Annotated in this window: 12 protein-coding genes; 6 read left to right on the top strand and 6 right to left on the bottom strand. The window is 68.7% G+C overall.

The window, feature by feature from the left end; genetic code table 11:
• The first annotated feature begins 242 nt into the window (after nucleotides 1–242).
• Together ACZ6S5_RS09560 and ACZ6S5_RS09555 are read left to right on the top strand one after the other, a co-directional pair.
• Nucleotides 243–722, top strand: coding sequence for a hypothetical protein (locus ACZ6S5_RS09560; protein ID WP_465999500.1), 480 nt, complete (start codon nucleotides 243–245; stop codon nucleotides 720–722).
• Nucleotides 719–1,783: a tyrosine-type recombinase/integrase gene (locus ACZ6S5_RS09555; protein WP_465999498.1), complete on the top strand. Its 1,065-nt coding sequence runs from the start codon at nucleotides 719–721 to the stop codon at nucleotides 1,781–1,783. Before ACZ6S5_RS09560 ends, ACZ6S5_RS09555 begins: the two co-directional genes overlap by 4 nt.
• A 633-nt stretch (nucleotides 1,784–2,416) precedes the next feature.
• On the opposite strand, the gene ACZ6S5_RS09550 is transcribed toward ACZ6S5_RS09555, so the two are convergent.
• Nucleotides 2,417–3,586, bottom strand: coding sequence for a hypothetical protein (locus ACZ6S5_RS09550; RefSeq protein WP_465999496.1), 1,170 nt, complete (start codon nucleotides 3,584–3,586; stop codon nucleotides 2,417–2,419).
• A gap of 911 nt (nucleotides 3,587–4,497) precedes the next feature.
• Between ACZ6S5_RS09550 and ACZ6S5_RS09545 the strand changes: the two genes are divergently transcribed.
• A complete protein-coding gene (locus ACZ6S5_RS09545) occupies nucleotides 4,498–7,596 on the top strand; it encodes a DEAD/DEAH box helicase (RefSeq protein ID WP_465999495.1) in 3,099 nt (1,032 codons plus the stop codon).
• Between the two features lie 25 nt (nucleotides 7,597–7,621).
• Nucleotides 7,622–8,209 carry a restriction endonuclease gene (locus ACZ6S5_RS09540; protein WP_465999493.1) on the top strand — a complete coding sequence of 196 codons (588 nt, stop codon included), beginning with the start codon at nucleotides 7,622–7,624 and terminating at the stop codon, nucleotides 8,207–8,209.
• A 236-nt stretch (nucleotides 8,210–8,445) separates the two neighbouring features.
• Here ACZ6S5_RS09540 and ACZ6S5_RS09535 read toward each other — a convergent pair whose 3' ends face one another.
• From ACZ6S5_RS09535 to ACZ6S5_RS09515, 5 genes are read right to left on the bottom strand one after another with little or no spacing between them, the layout of a single operon-like run.
• The gene (locus ACZ6S5_RS09535) at nucleotides 8,446–9,192 is read right to left on the bottom strand and encodes a hypothetical protein (protein WP_465999491.1); all 747 of its coding nucleotides are present in this window, start codon (nucleotides 9,190–9,192) and stop codon (nucleotides 8,446–8,448) included.
• A 6-nt stretch (nucleotides 9,193–9,198) separates the two neighbouring features.
• Nucleotides 9,199–10,413 carry a TIGR02679 domain-containing protein gene (locus ACZ6S5_RS09530; protein ID WP_465999489.1) on the bottom strand — a complete coding sequence of 405 codons (1,215 nt, stop codon included), beginning with the start codon at nucleotides 10,411–10,413 and terminating at the stop codon, nucleotides 9,199–9,201.
• Between the two features lie 3 nt (nucleotides 10,414–10,416).
• On the bottom strand, nucleotides 10,417–15,405 hold the full coding sequence (locus tag ACZ6S5_RS09525; RefSeq protein ID WP_465999487.1) for an SbcC/MukB-like Walker B domain-containing protein: 4,989 nt from the start codon (nucleotides 15,403–15,405) through the stop codon (nucleotides 10,417–10,419).
• Complete coding sequence (locus ACZ6S5_RS09520) at nucleotides 15,402–16,685, bottom strand: DUF2398 family protein (protein ID WP_465999485.1); 1,284 nt, start codon at nucleotides 16,683–16,685, stop codon at nucleotides 15,402–15,404. Before ACZ6S5_RS09520 ends, ACZ6S5_RS09525 begins: the two co-directional genes overlap by 4 nt.
• On the bottom strand, nucleotides 16,682–18,229 hold the full coding sequence (locus ACZ6S5_RS09515) for a DUF2397 family protein (protein WP_465999483.1): 1,548 nt from the start codon (nucleotides 18,227–18,229) through the stop codon (nucleotides 16,682–16,684). Before ACZ6S5_RS09515 ends, ACZ6S5_RS09520 begins: the two co-directional genes overlap by 4 nt.
• A gap of 967 nt (nucleotides 18,230–19,196) precedes the next feature.
• Between ACZ6S5_RS09515 and ACZ6S5_RS09510 the strand changes: the two genes are divergently transcribed.
• Nucleotides 19,197–19,490, top strand: a complete 294-nt coding sequence (locus ACZ6S5_RS09510; protein ID WP_465999481.1) for a hypothetical protein — start codon at nucleotides 19,197–19,199, stop codon at nucleotides 19,488–19,490.
• Entirely contained in the window at nucleotides 19,487–20,557 is a 1,071-nt protein-coding gene (locus ACZ6S5_RS09505) for a tyrosine-type recombinase/integrase (RefSeq protein ID WP_465999479.1), read from the top strand. Before ACZ6S5_RS09510 ends, ACZ6S5_RS09505 begins: the two co-directional genes overlap by 4 nt.
• Nucleotides 20,558–20,850 lie beyond the last annotated feature (293 nt).

Raw genomic sequence — 20,850 nt, 5'->3', positions numbered from 1 at the left:
CGGCCACAACGGGGCACGAGTAGACACAAGCTGAGCAGGGCGGATAGGATTGCCGCAGGTCAGAGGCGTGGTGCTGCGGGGTTCAAGTCCCCCCTCGGACACCAGTACGTGTGGATATCCACGCGAGATCAACTCCCCTCGCGTGGGGACGCGAACCGGCACGTCGCAGCTTGTGCACCCGGACGCCGGGAGTGGCTTCTACCTGCGCTGACACCGCTGCGTCCGCCCTGGCGGGGGCCTAGGTGAGTTCCGGGCGGCCGCGTCCCCGCCAGCCCGACGAGCAGCTCGTCGAGGCCATCGTGCCAACCCCGCTGCCCGTCGCGGTACCGGGGCCGGCACCGCTGCCGACATTGCCCGCGCCCGCCGCCCTCGGTGGCGATGGCCGCCTGCTGTTCGACGTGGCGCGCCCCGACGCCGCTGGCCGCGTCACAACTCGTGCATTGCTGCGGGCCTTGGGCTGGACACCGGGCCTCACGCTGCACGTCGACGTCGTGAACGGCGCAATCCTGATCACCCCGGCCGCCGATGGCGCGCACGCCGTGGGAACCCGCGAGGAACTGCCCCTACCGGCCGCCGCCCGACACCTGTGCGGCATCGCCACCGGCGAACCCGTGCTCCTAGCCGCCCTGCCACGCCAGAACCGCATTGTCGTGTACCCCTCAAACACCATCACGGCGGTCCTGGCCGACTTGCACGCCCGCATCCTCGGAGAGCCCTCATGACCATGGATCCCGATCGTGTCGCCACCGCCCGAGCGCTGCTCGAGCACCTCGGCCTCACCGCCGCCGACCTCACCGGCACCAGCCCGCCTACCGTGCCGACCGTCGCCGACTACCTTCCTGCTGTCGTCGCTGCGGCGAGCCCGGGCACACGACGCACCTACGGCAGTTCCTGGCGACGAATGGCCGCTTCCCTCGGCGATCGGCGCATCGACGCGGTGCGCGCCAGCGACCTCGAAGCCCTCATGCGACAGGCCGCCGCCGGTGCCCGCCCTCGCCGCAACTCCCGAAACGGCCGGCACGCCGGCGAGCATCTCATCGCCGCCGCCCGCGCCTTCTACAACCGCGCCATCGCCGACGGCTACCTCACCACCGTGGACAGCCCCGCCCACCGGGTCCGCAAACCCCGCCGGCTACCCAACACTCGCCGCGCCCTCACCCCCGACGAACTGTCCGACATCAACGCCGCCGCCCGCAGCGGCGGCAACGACATCGTGCTCGACGCGCTGCTGCTGCGCCTGCACACCGAAACGGCCTGCCGACGCGGCGGCGCCCTCGCGCTACGCCTGACCGACCTCGACACCGACCATGCGCTGATCCGCCTGCGCGAAAAGGGCGGCACGCAACGCTGGCAGCCCATCACACCGATGCTCGCCAACCGATTGGACGACCACGCCCGAGTCCGCGGCGCCGTCGCACCGACGGACGCGCTGCTGCGCTACCGCAACGGCCAACCCGCCACCCACCGGCGCTACGACTTGCTGTGGGCCCGCATCGGCCGACAGTTGCCGTGGGTCGCTGTCCAAGGCATCTCCGCCCACTGGCTGCGCCACACCACCCTCACCTGGGTGGAGCGCCACTTCGGCTATGCCGTGGCCCGCGCCTACGCCGGACACACTGACCGCCGCGGACCCGCCACCACCACCTACATCAAAGCCGACCTGCACGCCGTCGCCACCGCGCTGGCCGCCCTCACCGGCCAACCCCACCCACTGGTCGTCGAACAGCGAGGGCGCCCGCAGCCTTCGGTGCAGCCTGTCGAGCCGCCGATCCGGCGAACGTGATCAGGTCGAGCGCTACCGTTCCGCGTCACAGGCTAGGCCGCTGGATTCGATGACCGGCGCGTCACGCCAGCCTCCCGTGGGCCTCGCGCGCCAGGGTGAACGCGTAGTTGAGCACAACGAGTGATCAGCCATAACCACGGTCACCAGGCTGCAGACCCAGGATGCGATGTCGTCGGTGGCTTTGGGCTCGTCGACGAGCCCGAGCCACGCCGTCACCGCTGATGCACGGAAAGACCGCACCGGCGGATGACGGCCCAGCCGACCCGCCCGCGTTGGTGCTCTCGAGCGGATCGGGCAGGCAGGTGCCACAACCGCCGCCAGCTCGGCTGGTTCCACCATCGCCGACACTGGTCTGCGTTCGGAGGAAAGCGGTAAACTCGCCGCATACCGGCCCCACCACCGGCAGCCGATAGGCCGACGACGCCGAGGCACCTGCAGCGGATGCCCACCCTGGATCCACCGATGCCGGCCCGGCCGAATCGGTTCCGATGGTCTACTCGCGTCCACCATTGTCGAGCCCGCTCATCGCCAGCGCGCCTTGGCGCTGCTGGCAGTAGCGCCTTCCGTTGGTATCCGCCTGCCACGGTCTGCGCGGCAGTCTCGACATGCACACTAGACACGTAGGACGTCAGCTCATGACGTCGGCGTCGAGCCCGTGACGAACGTGATTTCGTCCAAGCCCCGAGGATCGGTGCTGCCACGGTCGGTCAACTCCTGCAGGATCAGGGTCCGCAGGACGGCGCGCAGCTGGGCGGCGCTCAGACGTGGACTCTCGCCAGCGGGTCGGTCCGCAGCCACGACGGTCGCGAACACGTCACCGGCGAACGAGAACGCCCGCTTGCCCGCGTGCAGGAACTGAGACCGGAGCTTGTACGCGTTCTTGAACGCCGCCTTCAGGACCGCCGGATCGTCAGCGAATACTGCACCGCGCGGCTGCGGATCAGACCAGGAGCCCTCCCGCGGTCGTGCGCTCATCGCGTCCACACCCCAGATGTAGGAGCGCACCGGCTCTTGCCAGAAACCGGCTGGTAGCCGCGTCATGGCGTACGTCGCGAAGGTCTCGGCGAGCTTGATGTGCTTGTCCTTCATCAGGCGAGCACGCAGGGCCGCGGCCTGGGCCTCGGTGAAGTCCTGGCGGGCGATGAACTTCTCCCAGCTCGCCGACTCGTCCCAGTCCCCCCACTCGGTTGGGGGACTGCCAAAGTGCTGCGCGAGGCACTCGATACCCCCGACCATCAGCGCGTACGCCCCGACAAGATCACGGGTGGTCAGCAGCGAGGCGCAATAGTGCATGTGGATTGCCGCGCTGAGGGCCCGCATGTCGTCCTCGGGGAGGCTGGTGAGTCGCGCTACCGCGTCGCGGAACGCCGCGTCGACCTGCGGCCAGTCGGGCATGGGCGCACCGAGATGGGTGTCCACCGCTCCGGCCAGCGGCAGCGCGAAGGGATGCTCCTGCCCCTCGGCCATCGCCATGACCTCCGGAACGACCTGGCAGCGACGGTCGGTCACCAAGGTCAGCAGGGCGCCGAACATCGCGTCCCGGCCGACGGTGTCGAACTGCTCCGACGGCGTACCCGCGCGCATGTAGTGCAGGACCGTCACCGACTGGATGTACTCACCCGGAACTTCCAGTAGACCCTGACCGTCTGCGGCGAGCAGCCCGTCCCCGTCCGCGGGCACCATTCCGGGGTGGATCATCCGCTGGAACTCGAAGGTCGGCGGCGTGGCTGGCGGGATTTCGCGCAGGCCGTCGGCCCATTCCTTCAGCCGCGCAGCGCCGGTCGGGTCCCTGTCGTCAAGCACTGCCACGTGTCCCCCGAAGGTCAACTCGCCACGGAGTAACCATCGTCGCGGTGTACAGGTACGGCGGGCAAGCCGAATAAGCCGCCCGCGCCACGTCTATTGCTTCTCTCCTTCGCCGGTCGCACGAGGGATCTGGGGTTGGTCGCTGTTGGCGGTGGGGAGGGTGGGCGCGTGGCGGGTTCGGTGTCGTCGGAGGGCTTCGCGCATGGTGGAGGTGCAGGCCCCTCGGGGGCATCTATCTGATCTCGGGGGTAGCAGACCTGCAGGTTCGTGTCGGCGTCGGTGGTGAGCAGGGTTGTTCCCACGCTTGCCCAGATAGCGGCAACGAGAAACAGCAAGGGCCGGCGGCAGTCCGCTTCGGCGATGCACCAGTCTGCGCGCCACCCTCAACCTGGCCGTCAAGGAGGGCGTGCTGGACTGCAACCCGGCCCGGCACATCGAGATCAGCGGCTGCCAGCATCCGCATGCCAGGGTCTGAACCGAGCCCGCGTCGGAGTCCTGGAAGCAAACGGCGCCCGGCAGGCCGTGGCGGTGTGGACCGCCGACCAGCTCGCCGAGTTCCTCGGCTGCGTCAACGACGACCCGCTGTTCGTCCTTTGGTGGCTCGTCGGCCTGCGCGGACTACGGCGCGGGAGCTGTCGGGGCTCCGGTGGTCTGACATCGAACTCGACCGCCTGCTGCGCCCACTCCCGACGCTCTCGGGCGGGTTTGATCCCGCCTGCGCCTGCTAACCTTGTCTGCTGTCGCTCGATCAGCCAACCCGACCGGTAACTGTCCGGGGCGGGCGCAAGAGGAGCGCGGCCGAGCACGGCTTCCCTGCCGGAGTCGGCACGAACTACTTCCACATCGTGAGGCGTTGAATGCCGGGCAGTCCGGCCGCGGTTTCGGCGCGGCAGTTCCATGGTCTCTTCGTGGGTATCAACCGTTACCGGTCGAAGTCGGTGCGGCGGCTGGCGTCGGCGGCACGTGACGCGAAGGCGCTGCATGCCGTCTTCTCCGACAACCTCGGCGAGGCCAACACCACCTTGCTGGTGGACCGGGAGGCCACCCGCGACGCCGTCGTGGCCGCCCTTATGGAGCTACAGACCCGCAGCACGCCCGAGGACGTTGTGGTCATCTCGTTCTCTGGGCACGGCAGTACGACCCACGAGCTGGTCACCCATGACGCCGACCCGGACAGCCTGCCGTCGACGTCGTTGCCGCTTGACCAGTTCACCGAACTGGTGGGCGCGATCCCGGCACGGCAGTTGGTCGTAGTCCTGGACTGCTGCTTCGCCGGAGGTGCCGGTGCCAAGGTGCTCAACGCCCCGCTGGTACCGCGAGGTGGCGTGACCGGCTTGCCGGAGTCCACGGACGCCCGGCTGGAGCGGATGGCGGGGGCCGGACGGTTGATCCTCGCAGCGGCGACTGGCGAGCAGGAGGCGTGGGAGGACCCGCACCTGGGGCACGGGCTGCTCACCTACCACCTGCTGCGGGCCTTGCTGGGGGCGACGACCGGAGATGGGGGCCAGGTTCGCCTGTATGACCTGCTGGCGTTCGTGACCCGCGAGGTCAAGGCGAAGGCATCCGGCACGGTGGCCGCCGAGCAGGATCCGAGCTTGCGGGGTCAGATGGACGGGGAGCTGCGGTGGCCGGTCTTCACCGACACCGGGCCGCTCTACTCATCGCAGTTCCCGTCGTCCGTGCTGGCTCCCGTCACTCGGGACCTTGCGAGCCTGCGCGGCCACGGCATCCCTCAGGCGGTGCTGGACGCCTGGGCAGTGCGCATCGATGAGCTCAACGACCTTCAGGTCGACACGATCAATCAAGGACGGCTGCTCGCCGGGGCGAACGTACTGGTGACGGCGCCTACGTCCTCCGGCAAGACCATGATCGGGGAACTCGCCGCTGTCCGCGCCGCCCGGCAGGGTGGTCGGTCGGTGTTTCTCCTGCCGACCCGCGCGCTGGTCAACGAGCAGTACGCGGGGTTTTCCCGCACGTACGGGCCGGCCGGGTTGCAGACCATCCGGGCCACTGGGGAAACCGCCGATGACGTGCCGGCGCTGCTGCAGGGGCAGTTCGACCTAGCCGTGCTGACCTACGAGAAGTTCGCGGGCCTGGCCCTTGGTAACCCGCACTTGCTCAAGCTGATCTCCGTCGTGGTCATCGACGAGGTCCAGACGATCGTCGACCCGAACCGTGGCGCATACCTTGAGTTCCTCCTCACCGTCCTCAAGGCGCGCCGGCCCGAAGGCGTAGCGCCGCAGGTGGTCGCGCTGTCCGCGGTGCTCGGCGACCTCGGCGGTCTCGACAGCTGGCTCGACGCGACCGTCATCGCCCGGACCGAGCGGCCCATCCCGCTGCTCGAAGGGGTACTCGGCCCCGATGGGATCTACCGGCACGTCGACGCCGACGGTGAGGAGGCATCCGAGCAGCTCATCACGCCGTCCGGATGGACGCAGCGCAACCAGGACCTGATCATTCCGCTGGTGCGCAAACTGGTGGGCGAGGGCCAGCAGGTCATCATCTTCCGCAGCACGCGTGGCGCGGCCCGCGGCTGTGCTCGCTACCTCGCGCAGAGTTTGCACCTGCCGGAAGCGAAGGCGGCGCTGGAGAGCCTGGCCGGCGGCGACCCCAGCGTCGTGCTGGCCGAGCTACGCCAATGCCTCGCCGGTGGGGTCGCCTTCCACATCTCCGACCTGGCCCGCGACGAAAAGATCGCCATCGAGGACCAGTTCCGCGCCCCCGATAGCGGCATACGGGTGCTGGTGTCCACCACGACGCTTGCCCAGGGCGTCAACCTGCCCGCCGAGACCGTGATCATCGTGGAGCTGGACCACCCGACCGGGCCGATCCAGACAGCCCCGTATTCGGTCGCCGAATACAAGAACATCGCCGGGCGCGCCGGTCGGCTGGGGCTGACCGACGGGGGCCGCGCCGTGCTGATCGCCGGCGGTGGCATCGACGGCGACCGCCGCTGGCGGGACTACGTGCTCGGCAAGCCCGAAGATCTGCGGTCACAGCTGCTCGACCCCGGGCAGGATGTCGCGACGCTGTTGTTGCGCGTCGTTGCGGTTGCCTCGCGACGCGAGGGCGCAACCGGCCTGAGCGAGGACGACATCCTTGCGTACCTGGCCAACAGCTTCGCCGCCCATCAGCAGCGACTTGCCGGCGCAGCGGAGCCCTTTCCCACGACCACCGTCACGGCGGTTCTGGCCGAGCTTGTCGGTGCCGGGCTGCTGTCGTCCGGCCCTTCGGGGATCGAGCTGACCGAGCTCGGGACCTATGTTTCCCAGAGCGGTCTGCGGGTCGCGTCCGCCGCTCGGGTCGCCCGGGCGCTGCGGGCCGTATACCCGGATGCGTTGAATCGCGTCACCATCATCACCGCGGCGCAGCTGACCGACGAGGTAACCAGCGCTCGTCCCCCGGTCAACGGGAAAGGATGGCAGAAGGAGCAAGCTACCTACATCGGCGAGTTGCAGCGCCACGGTCTCGCCCGACCCGTGCTCGCCGCGATGCCCGGCCAGGATCGCAAGACCGCTGCCGAGCGGGCGAAACGGGCAGTGGCCTGCTTGCTGTGGATGGGCGGCGTCCCGATCGGACCTATCGAGCGGCGGCTCATGGTGCACATGCCGAGGAAGGACGCTGCTGGCGTCGCCCGGGCTGCGGCCGACCGCACGCAAGGTGTCGTCGGCACCATCATCGACATCGCTCGGTGCCTGCATCCCGATGCCCGTCTCGACGACCTCGCCCGCCTCCTGCCGGTCCAGCTCGAGTTCGGTATCCCGCCCGAGTTGGTCCCGCTGGCCCAGCGCGCAGGCGCCGCGCTCGACCGGACCGACTACCTACGGCTCGCCGCCGCGTCCCTTGCCGATCCGAGCGCGATCCTGGACGCCGCCGACGACACCCTGCTGCCGTATCTGAACAGCAGCCACAGCAAGCTCCGTGTTCTGCGGCGGGCCGCTCGCGCCGCTCAGGACGGCGACGACAGCACCGACTTCGCCGACCTGTTACGGCCCTCCATCGACTAATCCGTCGCCGAGAGTGAGCACCGCCATGAGCAATGACACGCCGACCGCTATCGCCGCGACTACCGCAGCCGACGAGGAAGATCACTGGCCATCGTTCGACATCACGCCGAAGGCCTACGAGGAAGCGGTCGCGGGGATCGCCAAGTCGATGGACCTGGACCTGGTCGGCTGGGAGGTCAAACACCTCGATCCGGTCGAAGGGCTGGACGGGACCTACATCATGGACGTTACGGCCCGCTTTCAGCTGGCGGGCATGGAGTTCCTTATCTTGTTCGAGTGCAAGCGGCACAAGGACCCCGTCAAGCGGTCCGATGTTCAGGTGCTTCTCACCAAGCTTCAGTCCACCGGCGCCCAGAAGGGCGTCGTGGTGGCCGCCAGCGGATTCCAGAGTGGCGCCCTCGAATTCGCCAAGGCCCACGGCATTGCATGCGTGCGGCTGGTCGACAACGCCTGGACGTACATCACACGTCACACCAGTACGACGACCACGCCCCCGCTCACCGGCGCGTACTCCGGCTATGCGATGTTGTCCGATGGCGAGGGAGACTACGAGTTCACGCCGCTGACCGGCAGCGCCGACAACACACGCTCGGCGTTGATCACAACGGCTTAAAGGACCCTGTCTGACGGTGCCATCGCCACTTCGCGAGCCGAGCCCATCTGCGGGTGGTGGCATCGAGTCAGACAGCCGGCGGTCGGACAATCAGGCCCAGACTCTGGCCTCCCTGGCGAAGCACGGCCAGGGCCGGGTGCCGGCAGGGAAATCGCCGTTGAGCATCGCGGCGACCTGTGGGCTCCAGGTGCGTAGATCGATCAGCTCGAGCATCAGCTCCGCAATCGCGGCGAAGCTCAGGGACGTCGACCAGAGCCGGCTGCCCGACCGTACGGGACGTTCAACAACGGCTTTGACGGATCCTCGGTGCCGTCGAGACGCTGCAGCCAGGACCCTTCGACACCGGCCTTGGCCAGCGAGTCGATGATCCTGTTCGGGTTCATGCAGACGGCGAAGAACATGCCGTCGGCGACGAGGCTGGCCGCGACCTCGGCTTCGATCGGGTAGATCGCCCACGGTGGGCGCACGAGAGTACGACCTGCCTGGTCGATGCTCAGCAGCGTCAGCGTGTGCCCGGGGTTGTCGGCGCCGATGCGGCGGCGGACACGGGCGAGTTCGGCGCTGAATCGGGTGCCGAACTCCTCAGCGCTGTAGCGGCCGGCGGCGGTGAACTGACTGGCCGCCACGACCGCGCGGCCGGACGAGACCACGCCTCCGGCGATACCCGTCCGCGCATGCGCCAAGCCGAGGATGTCACGCAGGCCCGCCGAGTCGGTGCGGTAGTCGATGGTGGTGCGCACTGGTGCGTAGCCGCTGGGCAACTTGCCGGTCTCGTCGGCGAGGACCTGCGAGGTGTCGGCCAGCAGCCGCTCCTGGGCAGGGATCCGATACCGCTGGCTGGTCTTGATCTCGCGGAGCCGGGCCCAGCCGTCACGGTCGAGGACGGTGACGTCGCCGACACGGATGACGTTGGTCAGGTCGTGGTGTAGCACGAACTCATGGTTCTCGCGCCACGCGGTCTCGATGACCTCCAGCCGGGCCATGCGGGTTCAGAGCCGGTGAGCACCGAGGATTCGCGCGAGAAGGACGTCGTGCTCCTGGTAGACCGCGGTCGCTGCGGCAGCGAGCGCGTGGGACTGCTCACCTTCGCGCAGCCTGGGCCGGGGTGTAGCCAGCGGGTGATGTCGAGCTTCGGAGGCGGTGTCGTCGTCCATCGCGACCAGTTCGGCGCCATACGTCGATGCGACGACCGCCGCGATCTGTCTGCCCGCGGTGTCGATGTCGCCGGCATACCGCAGACGCACGCCGTGCGCGACAGCGAGTTGAAATAACACATGATCGATCGCGCGTAACTGGCCGCTGGTGCAGGCGATCGGTTGTCGCACTCCGGCGGTGAAGGCGATCTCCATGACCGACGGGTTCTCCACGACCGTCAGGGTTTGCGGTGCGAGAACGGGCGGATGGTGTACGAGGTCGAGCAGGGTGAGCGCCACAGGTGCCGGTGAATCACGCAGTCGCCGGTCGATCGGTCCGTCGCCGACAGCCTCGACGTTGAAGAGCAGGACGGTGGCGGAGAGCCGGTCCGCGATGACACCGACGGTGGCCAGCAGCGCACGCACAAGATCCGGCCGATTCGGCTCGGTTTGGCCGGCGCGTTCGGCGATTGCGGCCACGAGGCGGATGCCGTTGAGGGTGGTCAGGTCGAAGTAGTGCGGGTCGCCGGTGATGTCGTGGGCGAGCTTCGCCAGAGGTACCGGTGGCCGGGCTGGAATGCGTCGCAGGGCCGCGGCGAGCGCGGCGATGCTGTGCCGGATCTCGGTATCGTCCTCGCCGACGCCGGTGACCCGCATCCGGGCGACGAGCTGCGGCAGGTCGGGAAGCTCCTCGGTCGCGTACCGCCACAGCTGCGCACGACGGTCCGCCGCGGCCAGCGTGGCGGCGCTACGGTCGATCACCGGTTCCCCCACCGCTTTCTCGACCAGGGCGATGAGTGTTGCCCGGTCGATGTCGAGAACGGCGAGGAGTTCTCGCAGCGGGACCGTGGCGGTATCGCCGGATACGGTGACGGCGGATGTGCCGCGGCGCCGGCGTGTGGAGGTGTCGAGCCAGGTCCGCAGTTGCGCGATGCCGGCTGTGCTCAGTGCCAGGACCCGAACCGTGTTGATCGCCTCGGGGCGGGTGCCGGCGCAGAGACGCCCATGCACGGCGCGCCACAGAGGATGCAGGTCGACGTCTTCCGCCAGGTAGGTGAGGTCAGCCGGCATCGTTCAGTGTCCGGCCGGGGTCGTGCCTGCGGTAGGTGCGGCGAGGGGGAGGGGCGTCGGTTCCCCGCTGCCCTTCCACAACCACGGGACGGTCACGCGGTGCCGGCCGTCGGTGATGACTTCGTGGACGACGACGTGCTGAGCTTCGCGTTTGATTAGCGGGGCGATGGTGGGTGTGGTCGCGAGGATGTCGAAATCCCAGGTTCGCAGCAGGGTGAGGATCTGGCGCAGGTTGCGGTCGTCGAAGGCGGCGTCGATCTCGTCGATGGACAGCACGCGAGGCCCGTGGTAGGTGTCGCCGGAGTACATCGACCAGGCGGCGGCCAGCAGCGGGAGCATCGTGGCGAGTCGGGATTCGCCGGTGGACAGGCCTTTGAGTGGGTTGGATCGGGCGTTTACCGGTTTGAACTGGTCGGCGCCGAAGCTGCTGTGCGTGACGCTGATCTCCCAGTGGTGCCAGGAGCGGTAGTCGAAGGTGTGGGCGACCCGGTCGGCCCAGGTTTCCTCGCCGGCGTCCTCCATCCGTTCCCGCAGGATCTCGTACATCTGATCGAAGACCTCGTCGGAGGGCGGCGCTTTGAGCAGGGCGACCATTTGCTGGGAGTTGCCGTCGTCGCGGACCTTCCAGTCGACCTGCACCCCGACGCGGGCCACGCCTGTCCGGACGTTCTCGAGGGTGGCCCGGATCTGTCGGACAAGTTCCCTTGCCGCCTCGCGGCGGGTCTGGATGTCACGCCGCAGCTGGGTGAACATCGACGTCTTGAGAGTCGCTTTGACGTCCTGGCGCAGATCTCGTTCGAGGCCTTCGGCTGTGGCGCGGAGTGTCTCGGCGGCTTGCCGCAGATCCTCGCCGACGGCGGCGTTGGGTGCGGCGAGCGTGATGCGCCGCCACTCGGTGCCCTCGAGGGTGGTGCTGTCGAGCTGCTGATCGAACTCTGCGAGGGCCTGGTTGACGGACCGCATCGTGCTCTCGAGCTGCTTTTGCACCCGTTCCCGAGCGATCCTCAGGGTGTCCAGCCGGGCGCTGGTGGTGGGTTTGCCGGCGAGCAGTTGACGCGACCAGGTGAGTGCGGCGGTCAGGTTGGCCGGCCGGTTGTCGCTATCACGCGGCAGGGTTTCCGGCACTTCGGTAAAGCCGTGGGTGATCAGCAGACACATCCGATCGAAGCAGTCGGTGCGGTGCTGATCAGCTTCTCGACGACGCGGCGCGATCTTGTCGAGCGTGGTGGTGGCGGCGACCGCAGCATTGTCGTGCGTGCGGAACTCGGCCTCGCGTCGCTCGACCTCGGCCAGTTTGTCGGTCAGTTCGTCGGCGAGCCGGTCTTTCGTCTGGCGTAGCTCGGCGTATTCGGCCCCGTACAGCGCTCGGGTCTGCTCCATCCGGGCGTCCAGTTCCTCGGCGGTGAGCCGGATCTGGTCCGCGGCGGCGACCGCTTTCTGGAACCGACCGGCGACCCGGTCCGCTGTCCGCTGCTCGCGCTGGGCTGTTGCGAGCAAGTCGAGGGTTCGCTGCCCGGCACTCTGCCAGGCCTCGATCTGTTGCAGCAGGGTAGCGACCAGGTCCCGGTGCCGTCGTAGCACTTCCCGGTCGGTTGGCAGGATGGCGCCGTCGGGCAGCGTCGCGGCGGTATGCAGTGCGCGCAGCGAGGTGCGGACGCGGTCGCTGGCTTGCTGGTGCCGGCGGCGGTGCTCGTCGACCGAGGCGCGGGCGGCGGCCTCGTCCCGTTCGGCGGTGTCCTCATCACGGGTGGTGCGGCGCAACTGCTCCACGTCGGGGAATCGCTGTTCCTCGGCGGCGCACAGTTGCTGAGCCGTTCGGGCCTCGTTCCGCCGCCCGGTGGCTTCCGCCAGCTCCTCCCGCGCGGTGGTCAGGGCGTCGCTGGCGTCGGACTCGGATTGCCGGGATCGTCCTAGTGCGTCGGATGCCTCCTCAATCCGCCGGCGGGCAGTCTCCACCTTCCGCTCTATGGCGTTGCGGACAGCGTCGAACTCGGCGAGCAGGCCGATGAGCTGCGCTGCGGCGGTGGCCAGTGCCTGCGTGGTTTGCTGCTGAGCTTTCGCGACGCCGAGCTGCAGTTGGCTGACCTGCTCGCGTGCCACGGCAACCACGTCGGCGGGCGGGAAGTCATCCCGCTCCTGGCGGGACGCGCGGACAGCGGATTCAAGGTGTTCAACGCGTTGCTCTTCGGCATCGAGGCCCTGACGCGCGGCGGCCAGTCGCTGTTCGAGGTCGGCGACGAGCGCGAGCCGGGCGCGTTCGCGGGCGGTCCGGCCTATGAACGTGGCTCGGTAGTTGGGTGGAGCCGACGCGATCACGTTGCCGGTGCGCAAGTGCCCGATGCTGAGGTCACTGCCGGCCAGGTCGATGGCGACGGCCTGCAGCAGCCATTCGACGTGCTGCGGGTCGGCGCCCGAGCCGTTCTCCGCAACGAGAATGTCGGCGAGACTCTGCCCGGCCGCGGGACGGTCGCCGGCGAGCACCAGGTCACCGTCGCCGACCAAACGGTCGCCGGTGATCAGCGCATCGAGCAGGCCCGCGGTCAGCAGGGCACCCTCGATGCGGTCGGCCTGCTCGGCGCTGATGTGCTCGGCGAAAGCAACGGCGGCCCACAACGGCACGCCACGGCCCGGATCGCGTGGCGACCGCCACGGTGGCGCCTGCGGTAGCGGCAGCTGTCGCCGGGCCTGTTCGAGCTCGTCCTCGATTCCGGTGACTCGTTGCCTCGCATCATCGACGGCACGCCCCGCCTCGGCGATCGCGCGTTGCAGACCGTTGACGGCCGCCGCGTGGGCCCGTTCCAGATCGAGGAACGGCTGCCGCAGATCGATGGCATCCGGATCGTCGGGCAGGTTCACCGTATGGCCGTCGAGGTGGACGAGCCCGGCGCGCCACCCGGCCACCTGACGGATCCACTCGGTTGCTGCCAGGGTGGCGTCCACGCGGCCGTCCACCAGAGCTTGCTCAGCTGTGGCGGTGATGGCGTGGGCAGCGTCCACGGCGGCGTCATGGTCGGCTCGGGCTTGGCGTGCTTGTTCGTCGACGGCCGTACGGTCGATGTCGGCCTGCGCCTGCGCGTCCTCCAGGTCACGTTGGGCCTGATCGGCGACTTGTTCGGCCCTATCCCGAGCTTGCGCGGCCCGGTGTGCCGCATTCTCGGCAGCGTGCACGAGGCGGGTGCCGTGCACGACGTCCTGTTCCCGGGCTGCCAGGGCGATCCGTTCCCGTGTGGCGGTCCCGGCCTCATGCAGCCAGGCAACCAACCGGTCGGGGTCGATTCGGTCCTCGGCATCAGTCGTCAGGTCCGCCGGGACGGACGGCAGCTGGGCCCGTCGGCTGTCCCATCGGTCCAATTCGTCGAGTAGGTCCTGCTCGGCGGTACGACGTTCGGCGCGGGCATCGCCGGCGCGGTCGGCGGCACGGTCCTGGGCCTCCTCGGCGGTGCGGAGATGCCCTGCCTCGGTTCGTTGTTCGATCTGTGCCATGTCGTGCTCGTGCAGCGTTGTGTCGATGCCGTTAAGGGTTGTCGTGCGCGTCTCGATCCAGCCGCGCGGCGTTTCGGCGATCTGGGCGAGGTCAGCCTTGGGCGGTTCCTGGTCGAGGCTGTTGGCTGCCGTGACCTGTTCGGTGACCTCGGTGAGACGATCGACGAATGCGTGCGCCCCGACGTCGGCGGCTGTCGCGCGTAGCCGCGAGCCGATCCCGGTCAGATGGCGCTGACTGTTGCGGAACTGATCCGCGGACTCCACCGCCTGCTGGGCGGCGTGTTGCGACTCTTCCTGCAAGTCCAGGCCGGCTGCTTCCAGCTCGGATTGCTGCTTGCGTAGATCAGTGAGGCGTTCTTCGAGATGCGGAAGCTCGGCGCCGGCATGGTCACGCAGCGCATCCTCGGCGGCCTGGAGCCGGCCGCGGACACCGGCGATCTCACCGCGCAGTTCCTCGCGCCGGGCCTGTACCCGCGCAGCCTGTGCCTGCGCCTCCATCAACTGCTGCTCGGCGGTGCGCGCCTCGCGGGCGTGGTCGTCGAAGACCGTCTGGGCATTCGCCAGGCGGGCGGCTTCCTCGGCGATGATCGCGTCGATGTAGCGTTGGTACTGCTGCTCCGATTGTTCCAGCTGGCGAATCTCGGCACGGGCTTGCTTCAGTTGTGCCTCGAGGTCGGCGATGCGTTCCATCGTGTCGGCGATGAACTGCAACGCGCGAGGATCCAGCGCCGGAAGCGCTTCGGTCAGCACCGCGCGCATCTGATTCGGGGAGATCGCCTCTGCGGTGCGGACGCTGCGCAGGCTGCGCAACACTCCGACGAGAGCGTCGAACTGCACCGAATCCAACGGCGCGAACAACGTTGTGCGGATCGCGTCGCGGTACTGTCTCTCCTCGGCAAGGTTCACATAGTCCCGGACCTTCAAGGTGAGACGGTCGTGGGAGGTGAACAGTCGGCCGTTCCCGGCGGCAACCTGCTCGGCGAGCCCTTCGATCGGTACCGGGTCCCGCTGCCGGGCGAGGAAGAGGTCGGTGCCGACGCGGCCCGGCATGATGAAGAACGCCTTCTGCAAGCCGCTGCTCTGCGAGCGCAGCCACAACCCGGTCGTCAGGTAGCGAACCTCACCGGTGCCGCTGTCGCGGTAGCCGTACTCCAGCCACCACGCTCCGGTGCGGTCCTCCTTGACGTTGCGGTCGGTGTGCCGGTCGATCAGCGTGCCGACGGCCTCACCAGACACCGACAGCGCCTTCTGCGACACCTCGCCGTCGAGCAGTACGGTGACCAGCATCGAGGCGGTCAAGGACTTACCGGATCCGTTCGGCCCGGCCAGCGCCAGCCAGCCGTCGGCGAACATGAGCGTCTCGTCGGTCCACGCCCACGAGTTCACCGCACCGGCCCGGGTTGGCTGCCACCTGTCGGCCGCGACCGGTCCGTCGTTCCAATCCGACATCGGGCCGGCGTTGTCGTGGCTTCCGGTTCGCTGTTGGCCCGGGTGCGCGATGAGAGTCACGCCGGCTCCTCCCTCGTGTCCGAGTCAGCTTCCGTGCGGTGCCGGCCCGGACGAGCGGGCTGGCCTTGGCGTGCCCGCACGCGCCACAGGTGCACGCCCGGTGTGATCTGCCACCGCTCTTCGTCGCTGGTGACTTGGAGCAGGCCGGCGGTGACCAGTTCCGCGGCAGCGGCCCGGGCCAGGAGGGGCAGTTGTTCGGCATAGCCGGCCGCCCACCGTGGCATGTCTCGGCGGATCTCTTCGAACAATGTCGTGATCTCATCGGCGGTTACCTCGGACGCGCCATGGTGCGGCAGGTGCGACAGCAGGGCTAGCGCACCCTGCCGCTCTGTCTTGCGGCCCTGCGGGAAGTCGAAGTCAGAGGCGGTTCCCGTCGGGTCGGTGATCTCCCACCAGTCGCGGCGCACGCTGGCGATCAGCCCCAGTGCGGCTGCGATGTTCAACGCGCGTTCCCGGCCGGTCGAGGTGGCGAGGTAGCCGACCGGGTTCGGGTCGTCCTCCGGGTCAGCGGCCGGGTCGTCCGCCACCCGCCGCAGCGCGGTCAGCCGGCGCCCCTCCACGCTGGCCTGCCGTTGCGCGACGGCGTCCGGCTCGGCGTCCGGAAGCGAGACCGCTGTCAGCGTGGCGACGTGCTGACTGGGGGCCCGGCTGCTCAAAGACAACAGCGTCGGCGACAACGAGGCGAACTTGTTGGCGAGGCTGTCGCGGTCAGCGGTGATGAACACCTCCGCGTTCTCGTCTGTCACCGCCCGGTCCAGGTCCGCGTCGACGCCGATCTCCCCGTCCACCTGCAGCAGCTTGATGGCATCCACAATGTTCGCCCGTGCGGCCTGTGCTTCACGCTTGCTGACCCCGTCCGCGGCCACGATCCGGAAAGCTGGTAGCCGGCCCGTGCCCGCCTCGGCGGCGCACACCTGAGCCACCGACTGCAACAGTTCGCGCAGGCTGATCCGTGGACGTCGCCACAGCTGTTCACAGACCAGCGCGGCCAGCACCAGCACCTGGGTAGGAGCCAACTCGCCTCGTCCGCTGCGCCGCTGCAGCCGCGGTCCGCGATCCCCGGGAACATCGTCACGGCGCTTATGCAGGCGCACCACCCCACCAATGTCGTGAATGTGCAGGGTCCACCCCAATTCTGTCCGGAAGAAGTCGGTAATCTCCCGCCGGCCGCGCAGCACCACACGGTAGCGAACCGGATCCTCGGCCGAAGAGATCCGGCAGGTGAGGATCAGGTGGCGTGCCGCGTCGGCGAGATCCGGGTCGAGAAGCCGCTGGGTCATGCGGCGCCCTCCGTCATGACGACCTGCGGATCCTGGGCTGCTTCGGTCGGGGTCACGGTGATCAAGAGTTCCGGCGCCACCAGAGTCCCTTCGGCAAACCGGACCGGCAGGTGGGTCTCGGGGCGGCCCAACCGGACCCGGACTACCACGCTGGCACCCTCGGCATGGACTTCGCCATATCCGGTAGCGGCATCAATCGTGTTGCGCGCTACTTCGATCGCGCCGAGCAGGATCACCAACGCCGGTGTCTCCAGACCGGTGAAATGACTCAGCGGCACTTCGCCGTCGGTGGCCAGCAACGCGCTGAAGCGCCGCCGGTTCGCCGCAGTGGCGGCGGCCTTCTCCAGAGCGGCAGCCCGGGCAGCACCGGCGTCCGGGACCTTGCGGGGACGGCCGCTGGAGCGACCGACGCGTTCGTGCTCGCGCAGAATCACATCCACCTGGTGCCGGCTGATCCCACCGGCTGCCGGGGTGGCGTGGGCGACGTCTTCTTCGGCCGTCCCGACGACCGCATGAACGGCAGGCCATTGACCGAACGCGGCCGCGTACACCCGGCGGGCAGCCTCGTCGTCCGGCTGGGCGTACAAGCTGTAGGCGAGCTCCCGGAAGTCGGCGGCCAGATCCGACCCGCGCCGCAGGGCTGTGTAGCGTCGATCGATGGCAACCAGGAGGGTATGCACGGCGCCGGCCGCCGAGGAGATCAGTCGCTGCACCGAACCCAAAGGGGCGAACCAGGCGGCCAGGTCAGACAGCCGACGCACCCGCTCGTCGATCCAGTCCTGCTGATCCCGGGCGTCAAGCAGGCCGGCGTGCATGGCGGCGGTCTCGACCAGCGGCCGGTGCCCGGCCGACTCCAAGTCGGTCAGGGCCGCCTCGACCCGGCGTAGCGCTCGCCCATACTCGCGCGGGAACTGCCGCAGGGCCTCGATCACACGATCACGGTTCTCCCCGAACAGCAGATCATCGGTGACGTCGGACTGCACCATCTGCGCCAGCGCAGCGTAGAAGTCGGCAGTGACCCGCTGCATCTCGTCCAGCCTCGTCCGGACGTCATCCAGGTCGGTTGGCAGCAGCCCAGCGTCGGAAGAGAGATGCTCGATCAGATCACGGACCGTGCGTTCGACGCTGTCGAGAAGACGGCTCGGCAGTTGCAACGCCCGCCGCGAGTCGACGACAGCGGTGCGCACCGCGGCCACCACGGCCCGGCCGATCTTGGTCAGCGCCCAGGCCTCCTGCCGGCGGACCACCGCATCCAAACCCGCGTTGAGCGCCGCATAGTCCCGGAATGGCTCGACGAGATGCGCGCTGGTCAGGTAGTCGAGCACCGTACGCAGCTCGAACTCGGTCACCTGGTCGCGGAAGCCGACGTCGTGCATCTGTGCCCGGATGTCGGCCGGCGTCGACATCGGGGCGCGTGTCGCCAACTCCTCCAGGGCTGCCAACACTGCCGTGTTGCGCTCGCGCGCCAGGTCCTCGGGTTGGCCGAAGCATCGCCACACGACCGGATCGATGTCCTGCCACCACAGCCGTGGCGGGTTCGGCACGCAGTTCCTCCCGGACGACCGTTACCTACCGCGCCATCGTCGCGGCACTCACCAACACTTCCTCGCTACTCTCCGAGACGCACCAGTGACCGACGCCGCAACATTACGGTCTTCAGGGCCCGAAACGCAGCCCTGGCCACAGGAATCGACAGCCGGACCACCACTACTGGGCCGTCCTCGTCGAACGTCACCCGAACTAACTATCGACAGGTTGGGTCAACCTGTCTTCAGGCACGTTGCGATCAAGGACGCAGCTACCGACTCAAGAACCGCCTCAGGTCATCGACGGCTTAGATTAGCCCACCTCGCCTGACCCGGGCACGTACTGAACGTGCCCAGCCCGCCCTACGCGCTCACGCTTTTCATGATCAGTCAGACCCCGACGTAGATCAGCGACGGGGACATGTCGCCGAAGGCATGCGAGGGTCAGAGCTTACGCTGACCCGACCCGCAGGGTTTGGGCTCGCCTCTCGCGAGCGCTGCGGCAGTTTTCGATACAAGCCGACCCGCGCCGCAGCCGCATAGCGGCGAGGAGCGGGAGCGGGGTGGGGTAGCCGGGGTTGCCGCGACCGTCTCGCGGCAACGAAGCACATCGCCTGCGCCCGAGTCTTGGGCAGGAACCTGGTCCCGTTCATCCGTACTCACCTGGGCCTCGAACCCGTACGCCGACAGGGGTCGTCCGCTATTGCGCGTGATCTTGATGTCGGCGGAGGTCGGTGAGGGCCGGTAGGAGGCGGCCGAACGGATCGTGCCTCGTCACGTACTGCCTGAACGTGATTGTTCGGTCATGACAAGATCTATCCGACCGAAGGAACACCTCGTTGGTCCACTCGTACCTGCTGTCCTGCCCGCGCGTCCGGGTCCAAGCCCGATGCCGATGCCGGCTCTACCTGCCCGAGTCTGTCCGTCGGCGATCACGGACGCGGCCCTGGTGGTATGGATGGCTCTTCCGGCCCGCTGTGGCCGGGTGAGCGCGCAGCACCTCCTGCGCGCGTTGGGCTGGCTCCCGTACCACCGCCTCGACATTCAGCCGCGCCACGGCATGCTCGTCATCTGCTCGGCCAGCGACGGCCGCCACCAGGTGGGCAGCCGAGGTGACCTACCCTTGCCGGCGAATGCCCGGCACATGTGCCGCATCGAGCCCGGTCAACCCGTGCTGCTCGCTGCCATCGTTGCGCACGACCTGCTCGTCGTGCATCCCGTCCGCACCGTCGTACGCCTGCTCGCCGACCTGCACACACTTGGCGGGAGTCGGCAATGACCGCTGACCCCGCCGCCGTCGCTGCCGCTCGAGAGGTTCTGGCTCACCTGGGCGTCACGGTGACCGATCTGCAGTCTCACCCCGCGACGCCGGACGTTCTGCCGACGGTCGCCGAGTACCTGCCCCGTGTAGTCGCCGCTGCCGGGCCCGGAGCACGCCGCACCTACGGCACCTACTGGGACCGGATGGCCGCCGCGTGGACCGAGCGGCCTTTGGACACCATCACTGCCAGCGACGTCGAGGCCCTGAAACAGGCGATGATCGCCAGCGCCGTGTCGCGGCGCAACAGCCGCAACGGCCGGCACGCCGGCGAGCACCTCATCGCCGCCGCCCGCGCCTTCTACCGACGTGCCAGCGCAGACGGGCTGATCGACGCCGCCGCCAGCCCCGCGCACCGAGTCGCGAAACCCCGACGCTTACCCGGCACCCGCCGCGCGCTGACCGCACACGAGCTGAAGGAGATCAACGCGATGGCGCGCACCAGCGGGAACGACGTCATCCTCGACGCGCTGCTCCTGCGACTGCACACCGAGACCGCGTGCCGCCGCGGCGGCGCCCTGGCCCTACGGCTGGTCGACCTCGATACCACCAACGGACTCGTCCGCCTCACTGAGAAAGGATCCACTGTGCGCTGGCAGCCCATAACCCTCGATCTCGCCGGACACCTGCGAGAGCACGCCGACGCTCGCGGCGCGGTCCTGCCGACCGATCCGCTCCTGCGCGCACGCAACGGCCAACCGATCACCAGCCGCCGCTACGACCACCTGTGGGAGCGCTTGGGCGAGCGCCTGCCCTGGGTAGCCGTGCACGGCATCTCGACCCACTGGCTGCGCCACACCACGCTGACCTGGGTGGAACGGCACTTCGGCTACGGCATCGCCCGCGCCTACGCCGGACACACCGACAGCCCCGGATCCTCGACCACCACATACATCAAGGCCGACCTTCACGACGTCGCCAACGCGCTGTCCGCCATGACCAGCCAGCCTCATCCACTGGCCCGGGTGGCAGATCACGCCGGCACCTGGTCGCAGGTGAACCACGTCGCATCGCCCACGTCCGAGTAGGGGACAGTAGCCGCGTGCGGTGCCGGGCGAACCGGCTCCGAATGCACCGCACGCGGCGAGGCGAGCGGACCGGCCTTGCGGCCCTCGGTCCCAGCTGAGAGGTTCTTCGGCAGCCCGTCACGGCTGCCCCGTCGTTGGGTTGTTTTCGTGCGGCTTCTCAAGCGGTCGCGTTGGGGACCCTGAGGCGCTCGGGCCAAGCGCGTTGATGGGGTGCCGGCATGGTGATCGCGTCGGCCCTGGATGGCCCGATCGTCCCGCGCGCCCATGTTGATCCGATCCTGGTTGAAACAGCG

The organism is Micromonospora sp. NPDC051924 (assembly GCF_055586005.1).
Note: the sequence above shows the minus strand (reverse complement) of the source record. Positions and strands in the feature narration are given on the sequence as shown.